A 21342-nucleotide genomic window follows, 5' to 3' on the forward strand; every position below is an offset into this window, starting at 1 on the left:
AGGCCCCTGGCCCCGGCCCCCTCCGCAAGGCCCACCGGCCGTGTGCGGGGTCGGCGTGCCACCCTTGACCCATGCCCGAAGGAGACACGGTCTGGCAGGCGGCGAGGCGGCTGCACGACGCCCTCGCGGGTCACGTGCTGACCCGCAGCGACCTCCGGGTGCCCCGCTTCGCCACGGCCGACCTGACGGGCCGCACCGTCCTGGACGTCACCGCGCGCGGCAAACACCTCCTCACCCGCGTGGAGGGCGGTCTGACCCTCCACTCCCACCTGCGGATGGACGGCTCCTGGAAGGTGTACGCCAACGGCCAGCGCTGGAGCGGCGGGCCCGGTCACCAGATCCGCGCGATCCTCGGCACCACCGACCGCACGGCCGTCGGCTACCGCCTCCCCGTCCTGGAACTGCTGCGCACCACCGACGAGCACCGCGCGGTCGGCCACCTCGGCCCCGACCTCCTCGGCCCGGACTGGGACCCCGGCCGGGCCCTCGCCAACGTCCCGAAGGACCCTGCCCGCGAACTGGGCGAGGCCCTGCTCGACCAGCGCAACCTCGCCGGCATCGGCAACGTCTACAAGAGCGAGCTCTGCTTCCTGCTCGGCGTCACCCCGTGGCTCCCGGCGGGCGAGCTGCCCGCCGACCGCGCCGCGAAGCTGCCGGTGCTCGCCAAGAAGCTGCTGGAGTCCAACCGCGACCGCCCGGTCCGCACCACGACGGGCCGCCGCGGCCAGGACCTGTTCGTGTACGGCCGGGCCCGCCGCCCCTGCCTGCGCTGCCACACCCCGATCCGGGTCGCCGACCAGGGTGACGGCTCCCGCGATCGCCCCACGTACTGGTGCCCGGTCTGCCAGGCGGGCCCGACCCCAGCTCCCGTACGGCGCATCAGCCGTGACGCGACCGATTGACGGCCCGTCAGAAACGCTCGTACCGTCCCCGCATGCCCGTCTCGGCGTACGACCTCACCGGCCGCACCGCGTTCGTCACCGGTGCCGCGAGCGGCATCGGCCGCGCCTGTGCGGTCCTGCTGGCCGAGGCGGGCGCCACCGTGCACTGCGCGGACCGCGACCCCGAGTCCCTGCGTGCCACGGCGACCCTCATCCACGAGGGCGGCGGCACGGCCCGCACCCACCTCCTGGACGTCACCGACCGCGCGCGGCTGCGGCAGGCCATCACCTCCTGCGCACGCCTGGACGTCCTCGCCGCGGTCGCCGGCATCATGCACAGCAGCCCGGTACTGGAGACCCGGGACGAGGACCTCGACCGGGTGCTCTCCGTCAACTTCAAGGGCGTGCTCCACGCCTGCCAGGAGGCGGCCCGCCTGATGATCGCGCGCGGCACCCCGGGCAGCATCGTCACCATGGCGTCGGGTGCCGTCGACACCGGCGCCCCGGGGCTGCTCTGCTACGGCGCCGCCAAGGCGGCGGTGGTCCAGCTGACGAAGACCCTCGCGACCGAGGTCGGCCGGCACGGCATTCGCGTCAACGCGGTCGCGCCGGGCTGGATCCACACACCGATGACCGAGCGCCACGACGGAGAGGCCCAGGCCGGACGGAAGCGGTCATGGCCCGCATGTCACCCCTGGGCCGGGTCGGCGAACCCGAGGACGTCGCCCACGCGGTCCTGCACCTGGCGTCCGACGCGTCGGCCTTCACCACGGGCCAGATCATTCGTCCGAACGGGGGTGTGGCGATGCCGTGGTGACAGCCGGGCGGCGCGACCCCCCACCCACACGCACCGGAAGCCACCCCCGTCGGACCATCCCCCGCGCCCCCACCCCCAAAGCCCTCCGCAGCCGCCCCGCACCGACCACCACCCCGCCCGCCCGCCCCTTGGGCACACAGTGCACGGGCAGCACGCTCAGTCCCCACCCCCCGGCGGCCACCGTCGCCTCCAGCGCCCCCGCCCCGGGCGCCACCACCAGCCGCACCACGGCCCACCACCACAGCGCCCCGAGCCCCAGCACAGCGATCTCACGGAACCCCCAGCCCCGAGCGCCCCAGCCTTGAGCACCCCGGCCCCTGGCCCCCCGGCGCCCTATCCCCGCCACGGCCACCACCTCCAGCCGGACGCTATTCGGCTGCCCGGGCCCGCGCACAGGGCGCACCACCGGCCCACAGGCGCACCGCGCACCCCGCCCCACCGAGCCGCACCGCGCACCCCGCCCCACCGAGCCACACCCCGCGACCCACCCCACGGAGCCACTCCGCGGCCCCGACCCCACCGAGCCACACCCGGCACCCCACGCCACGCCTTACCCAACGGAGCCACCCCACGGACCCGGCCCCACCGAGCCACACCCCGCGCCCCACGCCACGCCCCACCCCACCGCGACACACCGCGCCGAGCCACATCGCCGACCCCGCCCCACCGAGCGGCGGGACCGGCCGGCCCGTCGCCCGCTGCGGCGCCCGCGACGATCACCCGTTCTCGGCCTGGAACATCCAGTGATGCTTCTCCAGATCCCCCGTGATCTGGATGAAGATGTCCTGGCTCACCGGATCCGGCTCCCCGGTCGCCTCCACCCGCTCCCGCATCCGCGCGATCACCGCGCCCAGCGCCTCGACGAGCGTCCTCACGGCGGTCGTGTCGTCGACCCACCCCTCGGGCGTCACGCCGATCCCGCTGCCGACGGCCACCGTCGCGGCACGTCCGTCCGGCGGGATGCCCAGCGCCGCGGCACGCTCGGCCACGGTGTCGGAGAAAGTCCGCGCGGTGTCGACGACCTCGTCGAGCTGGAGGTGCACGGACCGGAAGCGCGGCCCCACCACGTTCCAGTGGATCTGCTTCGCCACGAGGGCGAGGTCCACCAGGTCGACGAGGGCTCCCTGCAGCGCCTCGGACACGGTCTTCAGGCTCGCGTCCGACAGCGGGCTCTTCACGACGTACATCCGCACCTCCGTGGGCTGTTCCCCGGCCATCCCCTCAACGATGACGGCCGCACGCCACACGGGCAAACGCAAAGGAAACGGACAAACAGGCCCGGCCTTGTGCACGGACAAGCGAAAACCCCGACCGACACTCCTCCGGATCCTCCGGAGGACCCCGGCCGGGGCCTCACCACATACCGGCGCCCGATCGGCGCCGCTCGTTCATGCCACGTGGACGCGGGGCGTCACGCGGCGACGACGTCCACCGCCTCGGCGGGCGCCTTGATCGTCACCCGTTCCGGTGGCACACCGGTCACCGAGACGGAACCCAGCATCGGCCGAACCGGCGTGGGCACAGGCTCGCTGGGGGTGGCCGCAGCGGACTGGGCCAGCTCGGCGAGGGCGAGCTCGTCGCTCACTTCCCGCATGAGCTCGGACATCCGTACGTCCAGCGCGTCGCAGATGGCGGAGAGCAGCTCGGAGGAAGCCTCCTTCTGCCCCCGCTCCACCTCGGAGAGATAGCCGAGTGAGACTCGGGCGGACGAGGAGACTTCGCGCAGAGTACGGCCCTGGCGCTGGCGCTGCCGACGCAGCACGTCACCCAGCAGGCGACGGAGCAGAATCATCGGTGGCTCCCTCCTCGGACCGCGTAGCCGCATCCATTACGCCCCACCGTACCGCCTTGCGCCGCGGCCGTGCGGGGAGCGATGTCGTGTTCACTCAGGGCTGCAAACATCAAAACCCCCCGTTCCGTTCCGTATCCTGTGCCCGCTCATTCCCAGTCTGTTCGCCCGCAAGCTCCTTCAGGAGCAGTGCGAGTACGCTCCGTACACTCTCTCTACGAATTTCCGCGCGGTCGCCGTTCAACCGCAGACCCTCCACTTTTCCGCCGCCGGCAGAACGGGAATCCGCTGCGGACGGGCCGTCCACGGCGACGAAGACCGTCCCGACGGCCTGCCCGTCCTGCGGCTCGGGGCCCGCGACCCCGGTGGTCGCGATGCCCCAGTCGGTGCCGAGCGCCCTGCGGACGCCGGCCGCCATCTGGGCCGCGACCTGCGGATCCACCGCCCCGCGGGACGCCAGCAACGCGGCGTCGACATCGAGCAGTTCCTGCTTCAGTTCGGTGGCGTAGGCGGTCACCGATCCCCGGAAGGCCTTGGACGCCCCGGGCACCGCTGTGATCTCCGCCGCTACGAGACCACCGGTCAGCGACTCCGCGACGGCGAGCGTCTCGCCCCTCACGGTGAGTAGTCGCACCACGTCGGTGGCCGTGGAACTCACGCTTCCTTCTCCTCCAACGCGGCCTTGCGCGCGGCGATTCCCCGCCTGCGCAGCACAATGGCCTGTTTCACATAGTCCAGCCCGGTCACCACGGTCAGGACGACCGCCGCGGCCATGACCCACCACCGCAGGGTGGCCAGCCATCCCGTCAGCGCCAGCACGTACATGCCCACGGCCACGCCCTGGGTGAGCGTCTTGAGCTTGCCACCACGGCTGGCGGGGATGACGCCGTACCGGATGACGAGGAACCGCAGCACGGTGATGCCCAGTTCCCGCCCCAAGATCACGCCGGTCACCCACCACGGCAGATCACCGAGGGCGGAGAGACAGATCAGCGCCGCTCCCATGATCGCCTTGTCGGCGATGGGATCGGCGATCTTCCCGAAGTCCGTGACCAGGTTGTAGGTGCGCGCCAGATGACCGTCGAAGAGGTCGGTGATCATGGCGATGGCGAAGGCGGCCCAGGCGAGGGAGCGCCATGCCGGGTCGTAACCGCCGTCCGCCAGCATCAGCGCGACGAACGCCGGTACGAGGATCAGCCGGAGCATCGTGAGCAGGTTGGCGATGTTCCAGACGCTGGCCTGGTTCACGGCCGCGGCCGCCAGCTTCGCGCCCCGGGCGGGCCTGTCGTCGCCCTGGGCGTCGGAGCCGGGGCCCGTCACGTCCTCGCGGACGAGGGCCTCGCCGTCGGCGGCGGCGGGCGCCGCGCTCTGGACCGGCGGTGCGGCCGCCTGTCCCGCCACCGCGCCGGGAGCCTGCTGCGCGGCCGTGGACGCCGCACCGGCGGCGGTCCTCCCCGTGCCGGAGGAGCCTCCCGCCGCGGATGCCGGGACACCGGTCATCTGCCCGCCTCCTCACTCGACGAAGGCGACGCGAACGAGCCCGGGAGCGGCTCGGCCACCAGGTCGACACCCTCCGTGCCGACCACCTTCGCCTCGACCATACGGCCGGCACTCAGCCCGGCGCCGCTCGTGAGGAGCACCTGGCCGTCCGTCTCGGGCGCCTGGTGGGCCGCGCGGCCGTACACGCCGTCCTCCTCGTCGGCGGACTCGACGAGGACGTGGACCGTCTCACCGACGCGTTCCTCGGCGCGCTGCGAGACGAGTTCCTCGGCGAGGCGCGAGACGCGGGCCAGCCGCTCGGCGACGACGTCCTCGTCGAGCTTGTTGTCGTAGCCGGCCGCTTCGGTGCCCTCCTCGTCGGAGTAGCCGAAGACACCGATGGCGTCCAGGCGCGCGCCGTTCAGGAAGCGCTCCAGCTCGGCGAGGTCGGCCTCGCTCTCACCGGGGAAGCCGACGATGAAGTTGGAGCGCACACCGGCCTGGGGGGCCTTGGCGCGGATGGTGTCGAGCAGTTCCAGGAAGCGGTCGGTGTCGCCGAAGCGGCGCATCGCGCGCAGCACGCCGGGCGCGGAGTGCTGGAAGGACAGGTCGAAGTAGGGCGCGACCTTCGGGGTCGAGGTCAGCACGTCGATGAGGCCGGGCCGCATCTCGGCCGGCTGCAGGTAGCTGACGCGCACGCGCTCGATGCCGTCGACCTCGGCCAGCTCGGGCAGCAGGGACTCCAGCAGGCGGATGTCGCCCAGGTCCTTGCCGTAGGAGGTGTTGTTCTCGGAGACCAGCATCACCTCCTTCACGCCCTGCTCGGCGAGCCACCGCGTCTCGTTCAGGACGTCGGAGGGACGGCGTGAGATGAAGGAGCCGCGGAAGGACGGGATGGCGCAGAAGGTGCAGCGCCGGTCGCAGCCGGAGGCCAGCTTCACGGAGGCGACCGGGGAGCCGTCCAGGCGGCGGCGCAGGGGCGCGCGCGGTCCGGAGGCCGGGGCGAGGCCTTCGGGAAGGTCGGCCGGGGCGTGCCCGGGCAGCGCGACCTCCGTGGCGGACGCCTGCCGCTGGGCCGGGCTGATCGGCAGCAGCTTGCGCCGGTCGCGCGGGGTGTGCGAGGCGTGGATGCCGCCGTTGAGGATGGTCTGGAGGCGGTCGGAGATGTCCGCGTAGTCGTCGAAGCCGAGCACGCCGTCGGCTTCGGGGAGGGCCTCGGCGAGCTCCTTGCCGTACCGCTCGGCCATGCAGCCCACCGCCACGACGGCCTGGGTTCTGCCATGACCCTTGAGGTCGTTGGCCTCCAGGAGGGCGTCGACGGAGTCCTTCTTGGCGGCCTCGACGAAGCCGCAGGTGTTCACGACGGCGACGTCGGCTTCCTCGGCGTCCTCCACGAGCTGCCAGCCGTCCGCCTCCAAACGGCCTGCGAGCTCCTCCGAGTCCACCTCGTTACGGGCGCAGCCAAGGGTGACGAGTGCGACGGTACGGCGTTCAGGCATGGGCTCAAGAGTACTTCGTCCCGCCGACACCCCACGTCGACGGGGTTGGCCGATCATGGCCAACCCCGTGTCCGCCGCACCCCTTCGGGCCCGTCACCCGGCCTCGGGGTCGCCCTTGGTGTACGTCAGGCGCTCGACGGCGCCGGGCTGGAAGTCGTCCTCGATCTTCTTGCCGTTGACGAAGAGGTCGATCGCCCCGGCGTCCCCGAGGACGAGATGGATCTTCGAGCTGTCCTGGAAGGTCTTGGAGTCGCCCTGCTTGAGGACTCCGTCGAAGAGCATGCGGCCGTTGTGGTCCCGGGCGGCGATCCAGCTGCGGCCGTCGGCGGCGGCCACCCGGACCGTCACCTTGTCCCGGGGCGCGGCCGCGATGGCGCTGTCGGACGGTTCGGTCTCGGGTTCGGCGGGCTTCTTGGTCTTGGTGGTCGGCGAGGCGGAGTCGCTGGGCGTGGAGCCCTCGGCCACGTTCGCCTCGTTGCCGCCGTCGTCGCCGCCCTGGAAGAGGGTGAACCCGACGAAGCCGATCACGGCGACGATCGCGGCGACCATCGCCGCGGTCCAGTTCGGCCCCCGCCGCTCCGGACGGATGCGCTCCGCCTCGAACAGGGGAGCTGCCGGGGTCGGTGCCGGACGGGCCCCGTGCTCCTCGCCGTACTGGGCGAGCAGCGGCTCGGGGTCGAGGTGGACGGCTCTGGCGAGGGTCCTGATGTGCCCGCGGGCGTAGACGTCACCGCCGCAGGGGGCGAAGTCGTCCGCCTCGATGGCGTGCACGATGTTCATGCGGACCCGGGTGGCGCTACTGACGTCGTCGACCGTCAGCCCGGCGGCGATACGGGCCTGCTGCAGGGCACGGCCGATGGAGGGGCGGGCTTCCTCGCGGTCTGCTTCGACGCGCTCGTCTTCGAACGGACGCTCGTCTTCAGGGGAGTTGCCGATGGACACGGGGGCGCCTTTCGAGCGTATAGCCGCCTGTGCTGGAGGTTCAGTCTAGGGGGGGTGCAAAAGGGTGGGGCAACCGGGCGGTGTCACTTTGTACGCCATCGGAATGGCCCGACAGTCCGATGGTGGGGTCGCTGCTTTTCGCTTCGCTCAACTTGACGTACGCCGGAGGGAAACGGTTGCTCAATGATCCCTTACGGGTGAGTCACGATCCGGACACCCGATTGCCGTACACGCCCGGCGAGTCGACCACCGTGTCCCGCTTCCCTACCCTTCAGACTCCCCCCGGATCAGGGCGAGCACGCCATCCAGCTCGTCAGGCTTCACAAGAACGTCACGCGCCTTCGAGCCCTCGCTCGGCCCGACGATGTTGCGGGACTCCATGAGGTCCATCAGCCGCCCGGCCTTGGCGAAGCCGACGCGCAGCTTGCGCTGGAGCATGGACGTCGACCCGAACTGCGTGGAGACGACCAGTTCGGCCGCCTGGCACAGCAGGTCGAGGTCGTCGCCGATGTCCTCGTCGATCTCCTTCTTCTGCTTGGTGCCCACGACGACGTCGTCCCGGAAGACGGGCGCCATCTGGTCCTTGCAGTGCTGGACGACGGCCGCGACCTCCGCCTCGGTCACGAAGGCGCCCTGCATACGGGTGGGCTTGTTCGCGCCCATCGGCAGGAACAGCCCGTCACCCTTGCCGATGAGCTTCTCGGCGCCGGGCTGGTCGAGGATGACCCGCGAGTCGGCCAGCGAGGAGGTGGCGAAGGCGAGCCGGGAGGGCACGTTCGCCTTGATCAGACCGGTGACGACGTCCACCGACGGCCGCTGCGTGGCGAGCACCAGGTGGATGCCGGCGGCGCGCGCGAGCTGCGTGATGCGCACGATCGCGTCCTCGACGTCCCGCGGCGCCACCATCATCAGGTCCGCCAGCTCGTCGACGATCACCAGCAGGTACGGGTAGGGCTGGAGCTCGCGTTCGCTGCCCTCGGGCGGTTTGACCTTGCCCTCGCGCACGGCCTTGTTGAAGTCGTCGATGTGCCGGTAGCCGTAGGCGGCCAGGTCGTCGTAGCGCAGGTCCATCTCGCGCACGACCCACTGGAGCGCCTCGGCGGCCCGCTTGGGGTTGGTGATGATCGGCGTGATCAGGTGCGGGATGCCCTCGTAGGCGGTCAGCTCGACCCGCTTGGGGTCGACGAGGATCATCCGGACGTCCTCGGGGGTGGCCCGCATCATGACCGAGGTGATCAGGCAGTTGATGCAGGAGGACTTGCCGGAGCCGGTGGCGCCGGCGACCAGCATGTGCGGCATCTTCGCCAGCGAGTGCATGACGTAGCCGCCCTCGACGTCCTTGCCGAACGCGACCAGCATCGGGTCGTCGTCCTCCGCGGACTCCGCCAGGCGCAGCACGTCGCCGAGGTTGACCATCTCCCGGTCGGTGTTCGGGATCTCGATGCCGACCGCGGACTTGCCCGGGATCGGGCTGATGATCCGCACGTCCGGGGAGGCGACCGCGTAGGCGATGTTCTTGGCCAGCGCGGTGATGCGCTCGACCTTCACGGCGGGGCCGAGCTCGACCTCGTAGCGTGTGACCGTCGGCCCGCGCGTGAAACCGGTGACCCGGGCGTCGACCTTGAACTCGGTGAAGACGGTGGTCAGCGCGGCGACTATGGCGTCGTTGGCGGCGCTGCGGGACTTGCCCGGGCCGCCGCGCTCCAGCAGGTCCAGAGAGGGCAGCGCGTAGGTGATGTCGCCGGAGAGCTGGAGCTGCTCGGCGCGCGCGGGCAGGTCGCGGGGCTCGGCGGGCGGGGCCTTGGTGAGGTCCCGGACGCCCGCCCTGGGCTTGTGCGGCGCGGGCTCGTCCTGCTGCGGCTCGTCCTGCCGGGGGCGGGCGGCCGGGACCGGCGTCGGCGTGGTCGGCTCCTGGTCGCCCACCCGTACGCCCTGGGTGAGGTCGGCGACGACCGGGGAGGGCGGCATGCCGTGCAGCACGGCGCCGTCGAGCGCGGCCGCCGCGGCCGCGGCGACGTCCACGGCGTCCCGGGGCCGGTCCATGTCGGGCTGCGGCACGGCCGAGCGCCGGGGACGGCCCCGGCGCCGCGTGAGGGCCTCCTCCTCGGCGCTGTCGGGGTCGTACGCCGCGGGCGCCGGCGCGCGCCTGCCGCGCGGGCGTGCGGGCAGCGCCTCGCGCCACTGCTCCTCGTAGCGCTCGTCGTCGTCCTCCACGTAGCCGTAGGCGTCCTCGGCCGGGTCCCGGAGGACGCCGAGCCGCACGCCGAGCAGCCGCAGCCGCTGCGGGATGGCGTTGACCGGCGTCGCCGTCACGACGAGCAGCCCGAAGACCGTGAGCAGCACCAATAGCGGCACGGCCAGCACGTCGCCCATGGTGTACGACAGCGGGGTCGCCGTGGCCCAGCCGATCAGACCGCCGGCGTCCCTTATGGCCTGCATGCCGGCGCCGCGCGCGGGTGAGCCGCAGGCGATGTGGACCTGCCCGAGCACACCGACGACGAGCGCGGACAGGCCGATGACGATGCGCCCGTTGGCCTCGGGCTTCTCCGGGTGGCGGATGAAGCGGACGGCGATGACGGCGAGCAGTATCGGTACGAGCAGGTCGAGCCGGCCGAAGGCGCCGGTCACCAGGATCTCGACCAGGTCGCCGACGGGCCCCTCCAGGTCCGCCCAGGTGCCGGCGGCGACGATCAGCGCGATGGCGAGCAGCAGCAGGGCGACGCCGTCCTTGCGGTGGGCCGGGTCGAGGTTCCTGGCGCCCTGCCCTATGCCGCGGAAGACGGCGCCGACGCCGTGTGCCACCCCGAGCCACACGGCGCGCACGAGCCGGTAGACGCCCCCGGTGGGGCTGGGTGCCGGCCGGGGCGCGACCTTCTTGGCCGCGGCCTTCCTGGCGGGCGCCTTCTTCGCGGGAGCCTTTTTGGCAGCGGCCTTCTTCGCCGGGGCCTTCGCGGAAGCGGCCGCCTTCTTCGCCGGCGGCTTCTTGGCTGCGGAGGGACGTGAGGCCATGGGTGTGAGGTTACCGGGGGAGACGCCGGGGGACACGTGTGCCTGCCGCTTCACCCGTTCGTGTCGCTCCGGGAGAGGCGCGAACCTGACGCGGGGTCATGGGCGGGCAACGCCGCGTCCCCGTCCGTCAGTTCTGCGAGGACACCGAGGAGGTGCTTCCGGTGCCCGGCTCCAGCGCGTCCAGCGCCCGCCGCAACCCCGTGAGCTTGCGCTCCAGATGAGCCGCCGTGGCCACCGCCGCGGCGTCGGTCGACTCGTCGTTGAGCTGCTTGGTCAGCGCTTCGGCCTGCTCCTCGACGGCGGCCAGCCGCGCCGAGAGCTCCGCGAGCAGCCCGGCCGCCTCCTTGGCCTCGCCGTCCGCTTCCTTGCCGCCGCCCTCCAACTGCAGCCGCAGCAGCGACGCCTGCTCACGCAGCTGGCAGTTCTTCATGTACAGCTCGACGAAGACGGAGACCTTCGCGCGCAGCACCCACGGGTCGAACGGCTTGGAGATGTAGTCGACCGCGCCCGCCGCGTAGCCCCGGAAGGTGTGGTGCGGGCCGTGGTTGATCGCCGTGAGGAAGATGATCGGGATGTCCCGCGTCCGCTCGCGCCGCTTGATGTGCGCGGCCGTCTCGAAGCCGTCCATACCCGGCATCTGGACGTCCAGCAGGATCACCGCGAAGTCGTCCGTGAGCAGCGCTTTGAGCGCTTCCTCCCCGGACGATGCCCGCACCAGCGTCTGATCGAGCGCAGAGAGGATCGCCTCCAGCGCAAGCAGATTCTCCGGCCGGTCATCGACCAGGAGGATCTTGGCCTTCTGCACCATGGCCCGCCCTCCTCGCCCCGGCTTGGGGCCTCCCCTGTCCGCAGGACCTGAGGATGCACCGGTGGGTGCCGCCTCAGCGGACGACTCCCTTGCGCCGCCCGTCCTTGTGCCGGTCATCGTAGCCGCACCCCGCCCGTCGCCACACCCTGTCACCGCGATGTCACTGTGCACGTAGCAGAAACGCAGCAGGAGACCAGAAGGTTCCCCGGAACTCGTACTTCTACACGACTCCGCGCACACCGAGTCGGCAACTCCGTGTGAACGCGCAACCTTCCCGGCACGGCCGCGCGGCCGTCCGACGCTCCCCTCATTCCCCTCGCATCCACTGGTTCATCACCGTCAGCAGGTGATCGGGGTCGACCGGCTTCGTGACGTAGTCGGAGGCGCCCGACTCGATCGCCTTCTCGCGGTCGCCCTTCATCGCCTTGGCGGTCAGCGCGATGATCGGCAGCCCGGCGAACTGCGGCATCCTGCGGATCGCCGTGGTCGTCGCGTACCCGTCCATCTCCGGCATCATGATGTCCATCAGGACGACCGCCACGTCCTCGTGCTGCTCCAGCACCTCGATGCCCTCGCGCCCGTTCTCGGCGTACAGCACGGACAGGCCGTGCTGCTCCAGCACGCTCGTCAGCGCGAAGACGTTGCGGATGTCGTCGTCGACGATCAGGACCTTCTCGCCGCCGAACCGGATGCCCCGCTGCGGACGCGGCGCCGCCTCCTGCTCGGGCACCCACTGCTCAGGCTGCGCCGGGCGCGCCTCCAGCTCGGGCGCCCGGCGCCGCCGCCGGAACAGTGCGGCCGGCCCGTTCTGCGTCTCGCGGTACGACTTCACCTCGGCCGGCGTCTCGACCTCCGCGTCGGACAGCTCGGCCGGGTCGGCCTTCGACGCGACCAGGTCCCCGGCCTCCAGGGCGGGCAGCTGCTGCTGGTAGCCCTGCGGCGGCAGCTCGCTCGGGTGCAGCGGCAGGTACAGCGTGAACGTCGAGCCGCGGCCCGGCTCGCTCTGGGCGTGGATCTCACCGCCCAGCAGCTGCGCGATCTCCCGCGAGATGGACAGCCCCAGGCCCGTACCACCGTACTTGCGGCTGGTCGTGCCGTCGGCCTGCTTGAACGCCTCGAAGATCACCCGCATCTTGCTGGAGGCGATGCCGATCCCGGTGTCGGTCACGGAGAACGCGATCAGCCCGGCGTCCGGGTCGGTCAGCGACCCGGTCTCCAGCAGCTGCTCCCGGATCTTCTGCGGCACGTCGTCCCGCGCCGGCCTGATGACCAGCTCCACCGAACCGGAGTCGGTGAACTTCACCGCGTTGGACAGCAGGTTGCGCAGCACCTGAAGCAGCCGCTGCTCGTCGGTGTGCAGCGTGGCCGGGAGCTCCGGGGAGACCCGCACCGACAGGTCCAGGCCCTTCTCCGCGGTCAGCGGCCGGAACGTCGCCTCCACGTAGTCCACGAGCTGCACCAGCGCGATCCGCGTCGGCGAGACGTCCATCTTGCCCGCCTCGACCTTCGACAGGTCGAGGATGTCGTTGATGAGCTGGAGCAGGTCGGAGCCGGCCCCGTGGATCGTCTCGGCGAACTCGACCTGCTTCGGGGAGAGGTTCCCCTCGGCGTTGTCGGCGAGCAGCTTGGCCAGGATGAGCAGCGAGTTCAGCGGTGTGCGCAGCTCGTGCGACATGTTCGCGAGGAACTCGCTCTTGTAGCGCATCGACACCGCGAGCTGCTCGGCACGCTCCTCCAGGACCTGCCGCGCCTCCTCGATCTCGGTGTTCTTCACCTCGATGTCGCGGTTCTGCTGGGCCAGCAGCTCGGCCTTCTCCTCCAGTTCGGCGTTGGACGCCTGCAGCGCCTTCTGGCGCTGCTCCAACTCGGCGGAACGCTCCCGCAGTTGCTCGGTCAGCTCCTGCGACTGCGCCAGCAGCAGCTCGGTCTTGGTGTTGACGGAGATGGTGTTGACGCTGGTGGCGATCATCTCCGCGATCTGGTTCAGGAAGTCCTTCTGGATCTGCGTGAACGGCGTGAACGACGCCAGCTCGATGACACCGAGGACCTTCCCCTCGAACAGCACCGGCAGCACGATCACCTGCGCGGGCGGCGCCTCGCCGAGGCCCGAGGAGATCTTCAGGTACCCGCTGGGCGCGTTCTCCACGAGGATCGTGCGCTTCTCCGTCGCGGCCGTCCCGATCAGCGCCTCACCGGGGCGGAACGACGTCGGCATGGAGCCCATCGAGTAGCCGTAGCTGCCGAGCATGCGCAGCTCGTACTGGTCCTCGTCGGCGGCGGTCACGTCCTCGCCGTCGACGAGCGGCATGGCCAGGAAGAACGCGCCGTGCTGGGCCGAGACGACCGGTGTCAGCTCGCTCATGATCAGCGAGGCCACGTCCTCCAGGTCCCGGCGGCCCTGCATCAGCGCGGAGATGCGGGCCAGGTTGCCCTTGAGCCAGTCCTGCTCCTTGTTGGCGATCGTGGTGTCGCGCAGGTTGGCGATCATCTTGTTGATGTAGTCCTGGAGTTCCTGGATCTCCCCGGACGCGTCCACGTCGATCTTCAGGTTCAGGTCGCCCCGGGTCACCGCGGTCGCCACGCGGGCGATGGCCCGCACCTGCCGGGTCAGGTTCCCGGCCATCTCGTTCACGGACTCCGTCAGGTCCCGCCAGGTGCCGTCCACGTCCCGCACGCGTGCCTGGCCGCCCAGCTGCCCCTCCGTGCCCACCTCACGGGCGACGCGGGTGACCTCCTCGGCGAACGAGGACAGCTGGTCGACCATCGTGTTGATGGTCGTCTTCAGCTCCAGGATCTCCCCGCGCGCGTCGATGTCGATCTTCTTCGTCAGGTCACCCTTGGCGATGGCCGTGGTCACCATGGCGATGTTGCGCACCTGGCCGGTCAGGTTGGATGCCATCTGGTTCACCGACTCGGTGAGGTCCTTCCACGTGCCGGCCACACCCGGCACGTGCGCCTGCCCGCCGAGGATGCCGTCCGTGCCCACCTCACGCGCCACCTTCGTGACCTGCTCGGCGAACGAACTCAGCGTCTTCACCATCGTGTTGATGGTGTCGGCCAGCTGCGCGACCTCACCGCGCGCCTCGATCGTGACCTGCCGCGTCAGGTCACCGTTGGCGACCGCCGCCGAGACCTGGGAGATGTTGCGCACCTGGGTGGTGAGGTTCTTCGCCATCAGGTTGACGTTGTCGCTCAGGTCCTTCCAGATGCCCGTGACACCCGGCACGTGCGCCTGGCCGCCCAGGATGCCCTCGGTGCCCACCTCACGGGCGACCCGGGTCACCTGCTCGGCGAAGGAGGACAGCTGGTCGACCATCGTGTTGACGGTCGTGACGAGCTCCAGGATCTCGCCCTTGGCGTCGACGGTGATCTTCTTCGACAGATCGCCCCGGGCGACCGCGGTGGTGACCTCGGCGATGTTGCGCACCTGGATGGTCAGGTTGTTCGCCATGCCGTTCACGGACTGGGTGAGGTCCTTCCAGGTGCCGGAGACGCCCTGCACCTCGGCCTGGCCGCCCAGGATGCCCTCCGTACCCACCTCACGGGCCACACGCGTGACCTCCTGGGCGAACGACGACAGCTGGTCCACCATCGTGTTCAGGGTGTTCTTCAGCTCCAGGATCTCCCCGCGCGCGTCCACGGTGATCTTCTGCGACAGGTCGCCCCGGGCCACCGCGGTCGCCACCTGGGCGATGTTGCGCACCTGCGCGGTGAGGTTCCCGGCCATGCCGTTCACCGAGTCGGTCAGGTCGCGCCACACACCGGCGACCCCGGGCACCTGCGCCTGACCGCCCAGCCGCCCGTCCGTACCCACCTCGCGGGCCACCCGGGTCACCTGGTCGGCGAAGGCCGACAGCTGGTCGACCATCGTGTTGATGGTGTTCTTCAGCTCCAGGATCTCGCCGCGCGCGTCCACGTCGATCTTCTGCGACAGGTCGCCCCGGGCCACGGCCGTCGTCACCTGCGCGATGTTGCGCACCTGGGAGGTGAGGTTGCCGGCCATCGAGTTGACGGAGTCGGTCAGCTCCTTCCAGGTGCCCGACACGCCGTCGACCCGGGCCTGACCGCCCAGCCGGCCCTCGGTGCCCACGTCCCGGGCCATCCGGGTCACCTGGTCGGCGAAGCTCGACAGCTGGTCGACCATGGTGTTCACGGTGTTCTTCAGCGCGAGCATCTCGCCGGAGACGTCGACGGTGACCTTCTGCGACAGGTCGCCGTTCGCCACCGCCGTCGTCACCTGGGCGATGTTGCGCACCTGCCCGGTGAGGTTGCGGAACGCGGTGTTGACGGAGTCCGTCAGGTCCTTCCACGTCCCCGCCGCGCCCGGCACCTGCGCCTGGCCGCCCAGCTCGCCCTCGACACCGATCTCCCGCGCCACACGCGTCACTTCGGCACCGAAGGAGGACAGCTGGTCCACCATCGTGTTGACGGTGTTCTTCAGCTCCAGCATCTCGCCGGCCACGTCCACGGTGACCTTCTGCGACAGATCGCCGTTGGCCACCGCCGTCGTCACCGCCGCGATGTCCCGCACCTGGGTGGTCAGGTTCCGGAAGACCGTGTTGACCGAATCGGTGAGGTCCTTCCACGTCCCCGCCGCGCCCGGCACGTTCGCCTGACCGCCGAGCCGTCCCTCGGCGCCGACTTCGTTGGCCACGCGCGTGACCTCGTCGGCGAAGATCCGCAGCGTCTCGGTCATCTGGTTGATCGTGTCGGCGAGCTGTGCGACCTCGCCGCGCGCCGGGACGGTCACCTTGCGGGACAGGTCACCGTTGGCGACCGCGGTCGTCACCTCCGCGATCCCGCGCACCTGGGCCGTGAGGTTCCCGGCCATGGTGTTGACCGAATCGGTCAGTTCCTTCCACACGCCGTCGACCCCGGGCACCTGTGCCTGGCCGCCCAGCGCGCCCTCGGTGCCCACCTCGCGGGCCACCCGCGTCACCTCGGAGGAGAACGCCGACAGCTGGTCCACCATCGTGTTGACGGTGTTCTTCAGCTCCAGCATCTCGCCGGCCACCTGAACGGTGACCTTCCGCGACAGATCACCCTTGGCGACCGCCGTAGTCACCAGCGCGATGTCCCTCACCTGGGCCGTCAGCCGGTACGCCATCGTGTTGACGGAGTCCGTGAGGTCCCGCCACGAACCCGACATACCGCGCACCCGGGCCTGCCCGCCCAGCTTGCCCTCGGTGCCCACCTCACTGGCCACACGGGTGACCTCGTCGGTGAACGTCGACAACTGGTCGACCAGGTTGTTGACGGTCCGCCCGACCTTCAGGAACTCGCCCCGCAACGGCTGGTTGTTCCCGTCCGCCACCTGCGTCCGCAGCTCCATGCGCGGCGACAGGTCGCCCTCCGCCACAGCCGACAGCACGCGGCCGACCTCGGAGACCGGCCGCACCAGGTCGTCCACCAGGGCGTTGCAGTTGTCGATCGCCGTGGCCCACGAGCCCTCGCAGGCACCCGTCTCCAGCCGCTCGGTCAGCTTGCCCTCACGGCCGACCATCCGCCGGACCCGCGACACCTCGCCCGTCAGGTGCAGGTTGCGGTCGGCCACCTCGTTGAAGACCGCCGCGATCTCGGCCATCACGCCGTCGCCGGACACCGTGAGCCGCTTGCGGAAGTTCCCGTCCCGCATAGACACCAGGGCCGCCATCAGCCGGTTCAGGGCTGCGGTGTCCACCTCGGTCGTGCCGTTGCGTCCTTTGCCCTGGTTGCTCGGGGACTGTCCGCCCTTCGCGCGCGTCCTCGTGCCACGCGTCGCTGCGCCAGACTCCACTGTGTCCCTCCCGCAGGGGTCGACCGTCACTCCGGTACCGCTCGGCGTACCAGTTACTACTGCGTATTCTCTGCCCTGCACACCGGGCCGGCTCCAGGGGGCTGCTGCCCGCCGTACGCCGTGTGCAGTCAGCCTGCCCGGACCTTCACAAGAAGCTTGCCCAGTGTTTCACCCCGGCCGAACCAGGCCATAACAGTTCGGCAGCTTCGCACACCGTCCGCACACCCTCCGGACGGAAACACTGCAGACCGGCATCCGCACGGACCGCGAAGGTAAGTAACCTTGCATCCGGCTGTCCAGCCGCGCCGGTCCGTCCGGCCTGGGCGGTGGCACGAAGACGAGCGGGCATCGGAGGGGCGGCCGCACACATGACCACCGGACTGATCCCGGGGGGACAGCCCCCGGACCCCAGGCCGACGGGCAGCCTGCCGCACCAGCGGCGCGAGCCGGTCGGTCCCGCAGCCCAGTACGTCGAGAACCGGTCGAGGAGTTCTGTGATCACCGCGCGCGCGGCCGCCAGTTTCGAGCCCGTCGGGCGCTCGGTCGCGAGCGCCCGCTCCTTCGTCCGCGACACCCTCCAGGGCTGGGGCTTCGCCGACATCGTCGACGACGCCGTGGTTCTCACCAGCGAACTGGTGACCAACGCCGTGGTCCACGCCGGCACCTCCGCCGACGTGCTGTGCCTGCGCAGCGACGAGGGCGTGCGCATCGAGGTCGCCGACCGGTACCCCGAGCGCGAGGTCCCCCTCCAGGGCGCGGCCGTCACCATGGGCAGCCCCGACCGCGAGGGCGGCCGGGGCCTGCAGCTCTGCGCGGCCCTCGCCGGCCGCTGGGGCGTCGAGTACACCCCCACCCACAAGACCGTCTGGTTCCAGCTCGACCTCCCCGCCCGCGCGGTCGGCACCCGCGCCGCCGGCCCCGCCCTCCCGGCCGACCTGCTGCCCCTCGCCGACAGCCGGGTCCGCGTCGCCGTCGTCCAGGTCGACCGCACCGGCCACATCAGCGCCTGGAACGAGGACGCCGAGGAACTCTTCGGCTACCCGGCCGAGCAGGTCACCGGCAAGCCCCTGACCGACCTCGCCGCCTGGCCGCACACCCCCGGCACCAGCACGGGCATCGCGGAGGCACTCCAGCTCTCCCGCTGGGAAGGCAGCTACGGCATCCGCGGCGCCAGCGGCCGCGTCATCCCCGTCTACGCCTCCCACCTGCGCGTCCGCGACACCGGCGGCGAGCCGTCAACCGTGTGCCTCCTGGTACGGGACCACGAACGGGCCGTTCTGCAGACGCCCCTGCGCGTCCCCGCCTCCGACACCTCGACCGGCTCCGAGGGCCAGAGCACCGACCCCTTCGAGGTGTTCATCGGCTCCCCCGCCCCGGACGACCTCGACGGCCTCCTGCAGCGCACGGTCGAACGCGCCCGCGACATGCTCGACGGCGACTCGGCCTTCCTGCTGCTCGCCACGGACGACGAGACGGAACTGGAGGTCCGCGCCTCCACCGGCCTCCCCTCGGCGCGCCAGCGCTTCGCCCGCGTCCCCGTCGAGGCCGGCACGGGCCGCTACGGCTCCGCCCGCATGCCCGCCGTCCACGACGACCTGACGGCGGTCTCCGGCGCGGTGCCCCTGCTCAACGGCACGGGCATGCGCTCGGTCGTCACGGTCCCCCTGAAGGTCGAGGGCCGCCTCACGGGCTCCCTGGGCGTCGCCGCCGAGGCTCCGGGCAGATACTCCAACGAGGAGGCGCTGCGCCTGCAGTTCGCCGCCGACCGCATCGCCCTGGCCGTCGAATCAGCCCGCCTGGGCGAACTGGAGCGCCTCCGCCGCGGCTCCCTCAGCTTCCTGGTCGAGGCCTCCGACCTGCTGGCCGGCACCCTGGACCGCGACCAGACGCTGGCCCTGATGGCCCAGATGACCGTCCCGACCCTCGCCACCTGGTGCGCCGTCTACACGATCGCCGACCAGGCCTCCGAGCCGTACCTGTCCTACGTCCTGCACGAGGACGAGGAACTCATCGACGGCATCAAGTCCCTGCTGTCGAAGGTCCCCCCGCCCGACCCGGTCCCCACCCCGGGCGCCCGCGTCTGGGCGGCCCCCGCCGAGGTCGCCCACCAGGCCGCCCTGCGCAGCTCCATGCGCAGCCTCGGCCTCAGCGGCGGTGCCGGCCACCAGGTCAAGCCGGGTATCGGCCCGACCCTCGCCACGGCCTCCGCCGTCGGCGGCGAGACGGTCGTCCTCCCCCTCGTCGCCCGCAACCGCGTCATCGGCATGCTCACCCTCGGCAAGCCCACCGACGAGCACTTCCGCCAGGAGATCCTGGAACTCGCCGAGGACCTCTCCCGCCGAGCCGCCCTGGCCCTGGACAACGCCCGCCTCTACTCCGAGCGCACGGCGATCAGCCAGTCCCTCCAGCGCAGCCTCCTGCCCCCGGAGCTCCCCTCGATCGAGGGCGTCGAGGTCGAGGTCATCTACCGCGCCGCCGGCGAGGGCAACGAGGTGGGCGGCGACTTCTACGACGTCTTCCCCATCCGCGACGGCGCCTACGGCTTCGCCATCGGCGACGTCTGCGGTACGGGCCCGAACGCCGCGGCGGTCACGGGCCTGGCCCGCCACGCCCTGCGCCTCCTGGCCCGCGAGGGCCTCAGCGGCCCCACGGTCCTGGAGCGCCTCAACTCCGCCATCCTCGACGAAGGCGCCCGCAGCCGCTTCCTGACCCTCCTCTACGGCGAGATGCGCCCCCAGGAGGACGGCAGCGCCGAACTGAAGGTCGTCTGCGCCGGTCACCCGCTGCCCCTGCGCCTGCGCCAGGACGGCACGGTCGAACCGGCCGCCGAACCGCAGCCGCTCCTCGGCGTCATCGACGACCTGGAGCTCTTCGAGGAGACGGTCACCCTCGACCCGGGCGATGTCCTGCTGTGCGTCACGGACGGCGTCACCGAACGCCGCGAGGGCACCCGCATGCTGGGCGACGACGGCCTCGCCGACGTCCTGACGACCTGCACGGGCCTCACGGCCGGCGCGGTCGCGGCCCGCATCATGCGCGCGGTGGAACGCTTCGCGTCGGACGCCCCGTCCGACGACATGGCCATCCTGGCGATGCGCGTCCCGGGCCCCCACAAGGACTAGGACAACGAAAAAGGCCCCACCCGTGAGGGTGGGGCCTTTTTTGCCGGAGCCCCCAAACGGAATCGAACCGTTGACCTTCTCCTTACCATGGAGACGCTCTGCCGACTGAGCTATAGGGGCCTGTTGCTTAGTGGGTTTTCCCCGCGGCAACGGAATAGATCATACCCCGAACAGACCCGTGCTCCCAACCACGTCAGAAGGCGGACTGCAGCAGTCCTCCGAGGGAGTTGCACGCGGACACGACCCGCTGCATGTCCCGCTTGGTCAGTGCCGCGTGCACCGGAAGCGCGAGCGTCTCGTCGGCGGCGCGCTCCGTCTCCGGCAGCGACACACAGCGCCGGAACTCGGGCAACCGGTGCACCGGCGTCTTCACCGGCACCCGGGCCTCAACTCCCCTGGCCCGCACGGCCCGCGCGAAGGCGTCCCGGTCGGGCCGCCCATTGCCCGGCACCCGCACGACGTACTGCTGATACGTGTGCCCGTCACCATCGTCCGGCGTCCGCACGCCCCGCAGTTTCGCGTCGAGATACGCGGCGCGCTCCCGACGCTGGGCTATCTCGTCGTACGGCGCCTCCGACTCGCCCTGCTCCAGCACGAGCAGTCCGTGCCGCTGCCCCACGCCGTGCAGCCGTGCGATGTCGGCGAGCCGGCCGAAGCGGTGCACGATGACGACGGCCGCGGTCCGCGGGGTGACCGCCGCGTCCACGGCTGCGGGGTCAAGGCAGTAGGTGAGGGGATCTATGTCGGCGAACACCGGCAGCGCCCCGGCCATGGCCACGGCCTCGGCGACCTCGACGTTCCCGAAGGCCGGCACGACCACCTCGTCACCGAGTCCGACACCGGCGGCCCTGAGCATTGCAGCAGTACCCATGATATGCATGCTGGTTGCGCAACGTGAACTTCAAGTGACGCACAACAAAAAAGGGTTGGACCCGAAACCGAAGTTCCGGGTCCAACCCTTTCAATGATTGTTCGGCGGCGTCCTACTCTCCCACAGGGTCCCCCCTGCAGTACCATCGGCGCTGTAAGGCTTAGCTTCCGGGTTCGAAATGTAACCGGGCGTTTCCCCTACGCTATAACCACCGAAACACTATGAAACTGTCCAGCCGCACCACGTGTGGCACATGGGGCTGTTCGTGGTTTCAGAACCAACACAGTGGACGCGAGCAACTGAGGACAAGCCCTCGGCCTATTAGTACCGGTCACCTCCACCAGTTACC

General features: G+C 71.0%; 12 protein-coding genes, 1 tRNA gene, 1 rRNA gene and 1 pseudogene. 3 read left to right on the forward strand and 12 right to left on the reverse strand.

The window, feature by feature from the left end:
* The first annotated feature begins 71 nt into the window (after positions 1–71).
* On the forward strand, positions 72–902 hold the full coding sequence (locus tag AC07DA_RS27860; RefSeq protein WP_479130947.1) for an Fpg/Nei family DNA glycosylase: 831 nt from the start codon (positions 72–74) through the stop codon (positions 900–902).
* A gap of 32 nt (positions 903–934) precedes the next feature.
* Positions 935–1698, forward strand: a pseudogene (locus AC07DA_RS27865) (SDR family NAD(P)-dependent oxidoreductase).
* Positions 1699–2414: 716 nt separating this feature from the next.
* Here AC07DA_RS27865 and AC07DA_RS27870 read toward each other — a convergent pair.
* The 9 genes from AC07DA_RS27870 to AC07DA_RS27910 form a co-directional block, all read right to left on the reverse strand.
* Positions 2415–2885, reverse strand: a complete 471-nt coding sequence (locus AC07DA_RS27870; RefSeq protein ID WP_479130961.1) for a Dps family protein — start codon at positions 2883–2885, stop codon at positions 2415–2417.
* A 224-nt stretch (positions 2886–3109) separates the two neighbouring features.
* Positions 3110–3490, reverse strand: a complete 381-nt coding sequence (locus AC07DA_RS27875) for a helix-turn-helix domain-containing protein (RefSeq protein ID WP_003993396.1) — start codon at positions 3488–3490, stop codon at positions 3110–3112.
* Positions 3491–3599: 109 nt separating this feature from the next.
* A complete protein-coding gene (locus AC07DA_RS27880) occupies positions 3600–4145 on the reverse strand; it encodes a CinA family protein (protein ID WP_479130948.1) in 546 nt (181 codons plus the stop codon).
* A complete protein-coding gene (gene pgsA / locus AC07DA_RS27885; RefSeq protein ID WP_479130949.1) occupies positions 4142–4987 on the reverse strand; it encodes a CDP-diacylglycerol--glycerol-3-phosphate 3-phosphatidyltransferase in 846 nt (281 codons plus the stop codon). Before pgsA ends, AC07DA_RS27880 begins: the two co-directional genes overlap by 4 nt.
* Complete coding sequence (rimO, locus tag AC07DA_RS27890; protein ID WP_479130950.1) at positions 4984–6465, reverse strand: 30S ribosomal protein S12 methylthiotransferase RimO; 1482 nt, start codon at positions 6463–6465, stop codon at positions 4984–4986. The genes pgsA and rimO overlap by 4 nt, the downstream gene beginning before the upstream one ends.
* A 93-nt stretch (positions 6466–6558) precedes the next feature.
* Positions 6559–7407 (reverse strand): helix-turn-helix domain-containing protein, encoded by an 849-nt coding sequence (locus AC07DA_RS27895; RefSeq protein WP_479130951.1) that lies wholly within the window; start codon positions 7405–7407, stop codon positions 6559–6561.
* A gap of 264 nt (positions 7408–7671) precedes the next feature.
* Positions 7672–10416, reverse strand: coding sequence for a DNA translocase FtsK (locus AC07DA_RS27900; RefSeq protein WP_479130952.1), 2745 nt, complete (start codon positions 10414–10416; stop codon positions 7672–7674).
* Between the two features lie 127 nt (positions 10417–10543).
* Positions 10544–11224 (reverse strand): response regulator, encoded by a 681-nt coding sequence (locus AC07DA_RS27905; protein WP_479130953.1) that lies wholly within the window; start codon positions 11222–11224, stop codon positions 10544–10546.
* A gap of 307 nt (positions 11225–11531) precedes the next feature.
* On the reverse strand, positions 11532–17000 hold the full coding sequence (locus tag AC07DA_RS27910) for a HAMP domain-containing protein (RefSeq protein WP_479130954.1): 5469 nt from the start codon (positions 16998–17000) through the stop codon (positions 11532–11534).
* Positions 17001–17368: 368 nt separating this feature from the next.
* Between AC07DA_RS27910 and AC07DA_RS27915 the strand changes: the two genes are divergently transcribed.
* A complete protein-coding gene (locus AC07DA_RS27915; RefSeq protein WP_479130955.1) occupies positions 17369–20122 on the forward strand; it encodes a SpoIIE family protein phosphatase in 2754 nt (917 codons plus the stop codon).
* Between the two features lie 47 nt (positions 20123–20169).
* Here the strand turns inward: AC07DA_RS27915 and AC07DA_RS27920 are convergent.
* The 3 genes from AC07DA_RS27920 to rrf form a co-directional block, all read right to left on the reverse strand.
* Positions 20170–20242 (reverse strand) — tRNA-Thr (locus AC07DA_RS27920).
* Between the two features lie 73 nt (positions 20243–20315).
* The gene (locus AC07DA_RS27925; RefSeq protein ID WP_479130962.1) at positions 20316–20978 is read right to left on the reverse strand and encodes a DegT/DnrJ/EryC1/StrS family aminotransferase; all 663 of its coding nucleotides are present in this window, start codon (positions 20976–20978) and stop codon (positions 20316–20318) included.
* 114 nt (positions 20979–21092) lie between these two features.
* Positions 21093–21209 (reverse strand): 5S ribosomal RNA (gene rrf, locus AC07DA_RS27930).
* Positions 21210–21342: the final 133 nt, after the last annotated feature.

It is taken from the genome of Streptomyces sp. NPDC044921 (assembly GCF_056432865.1).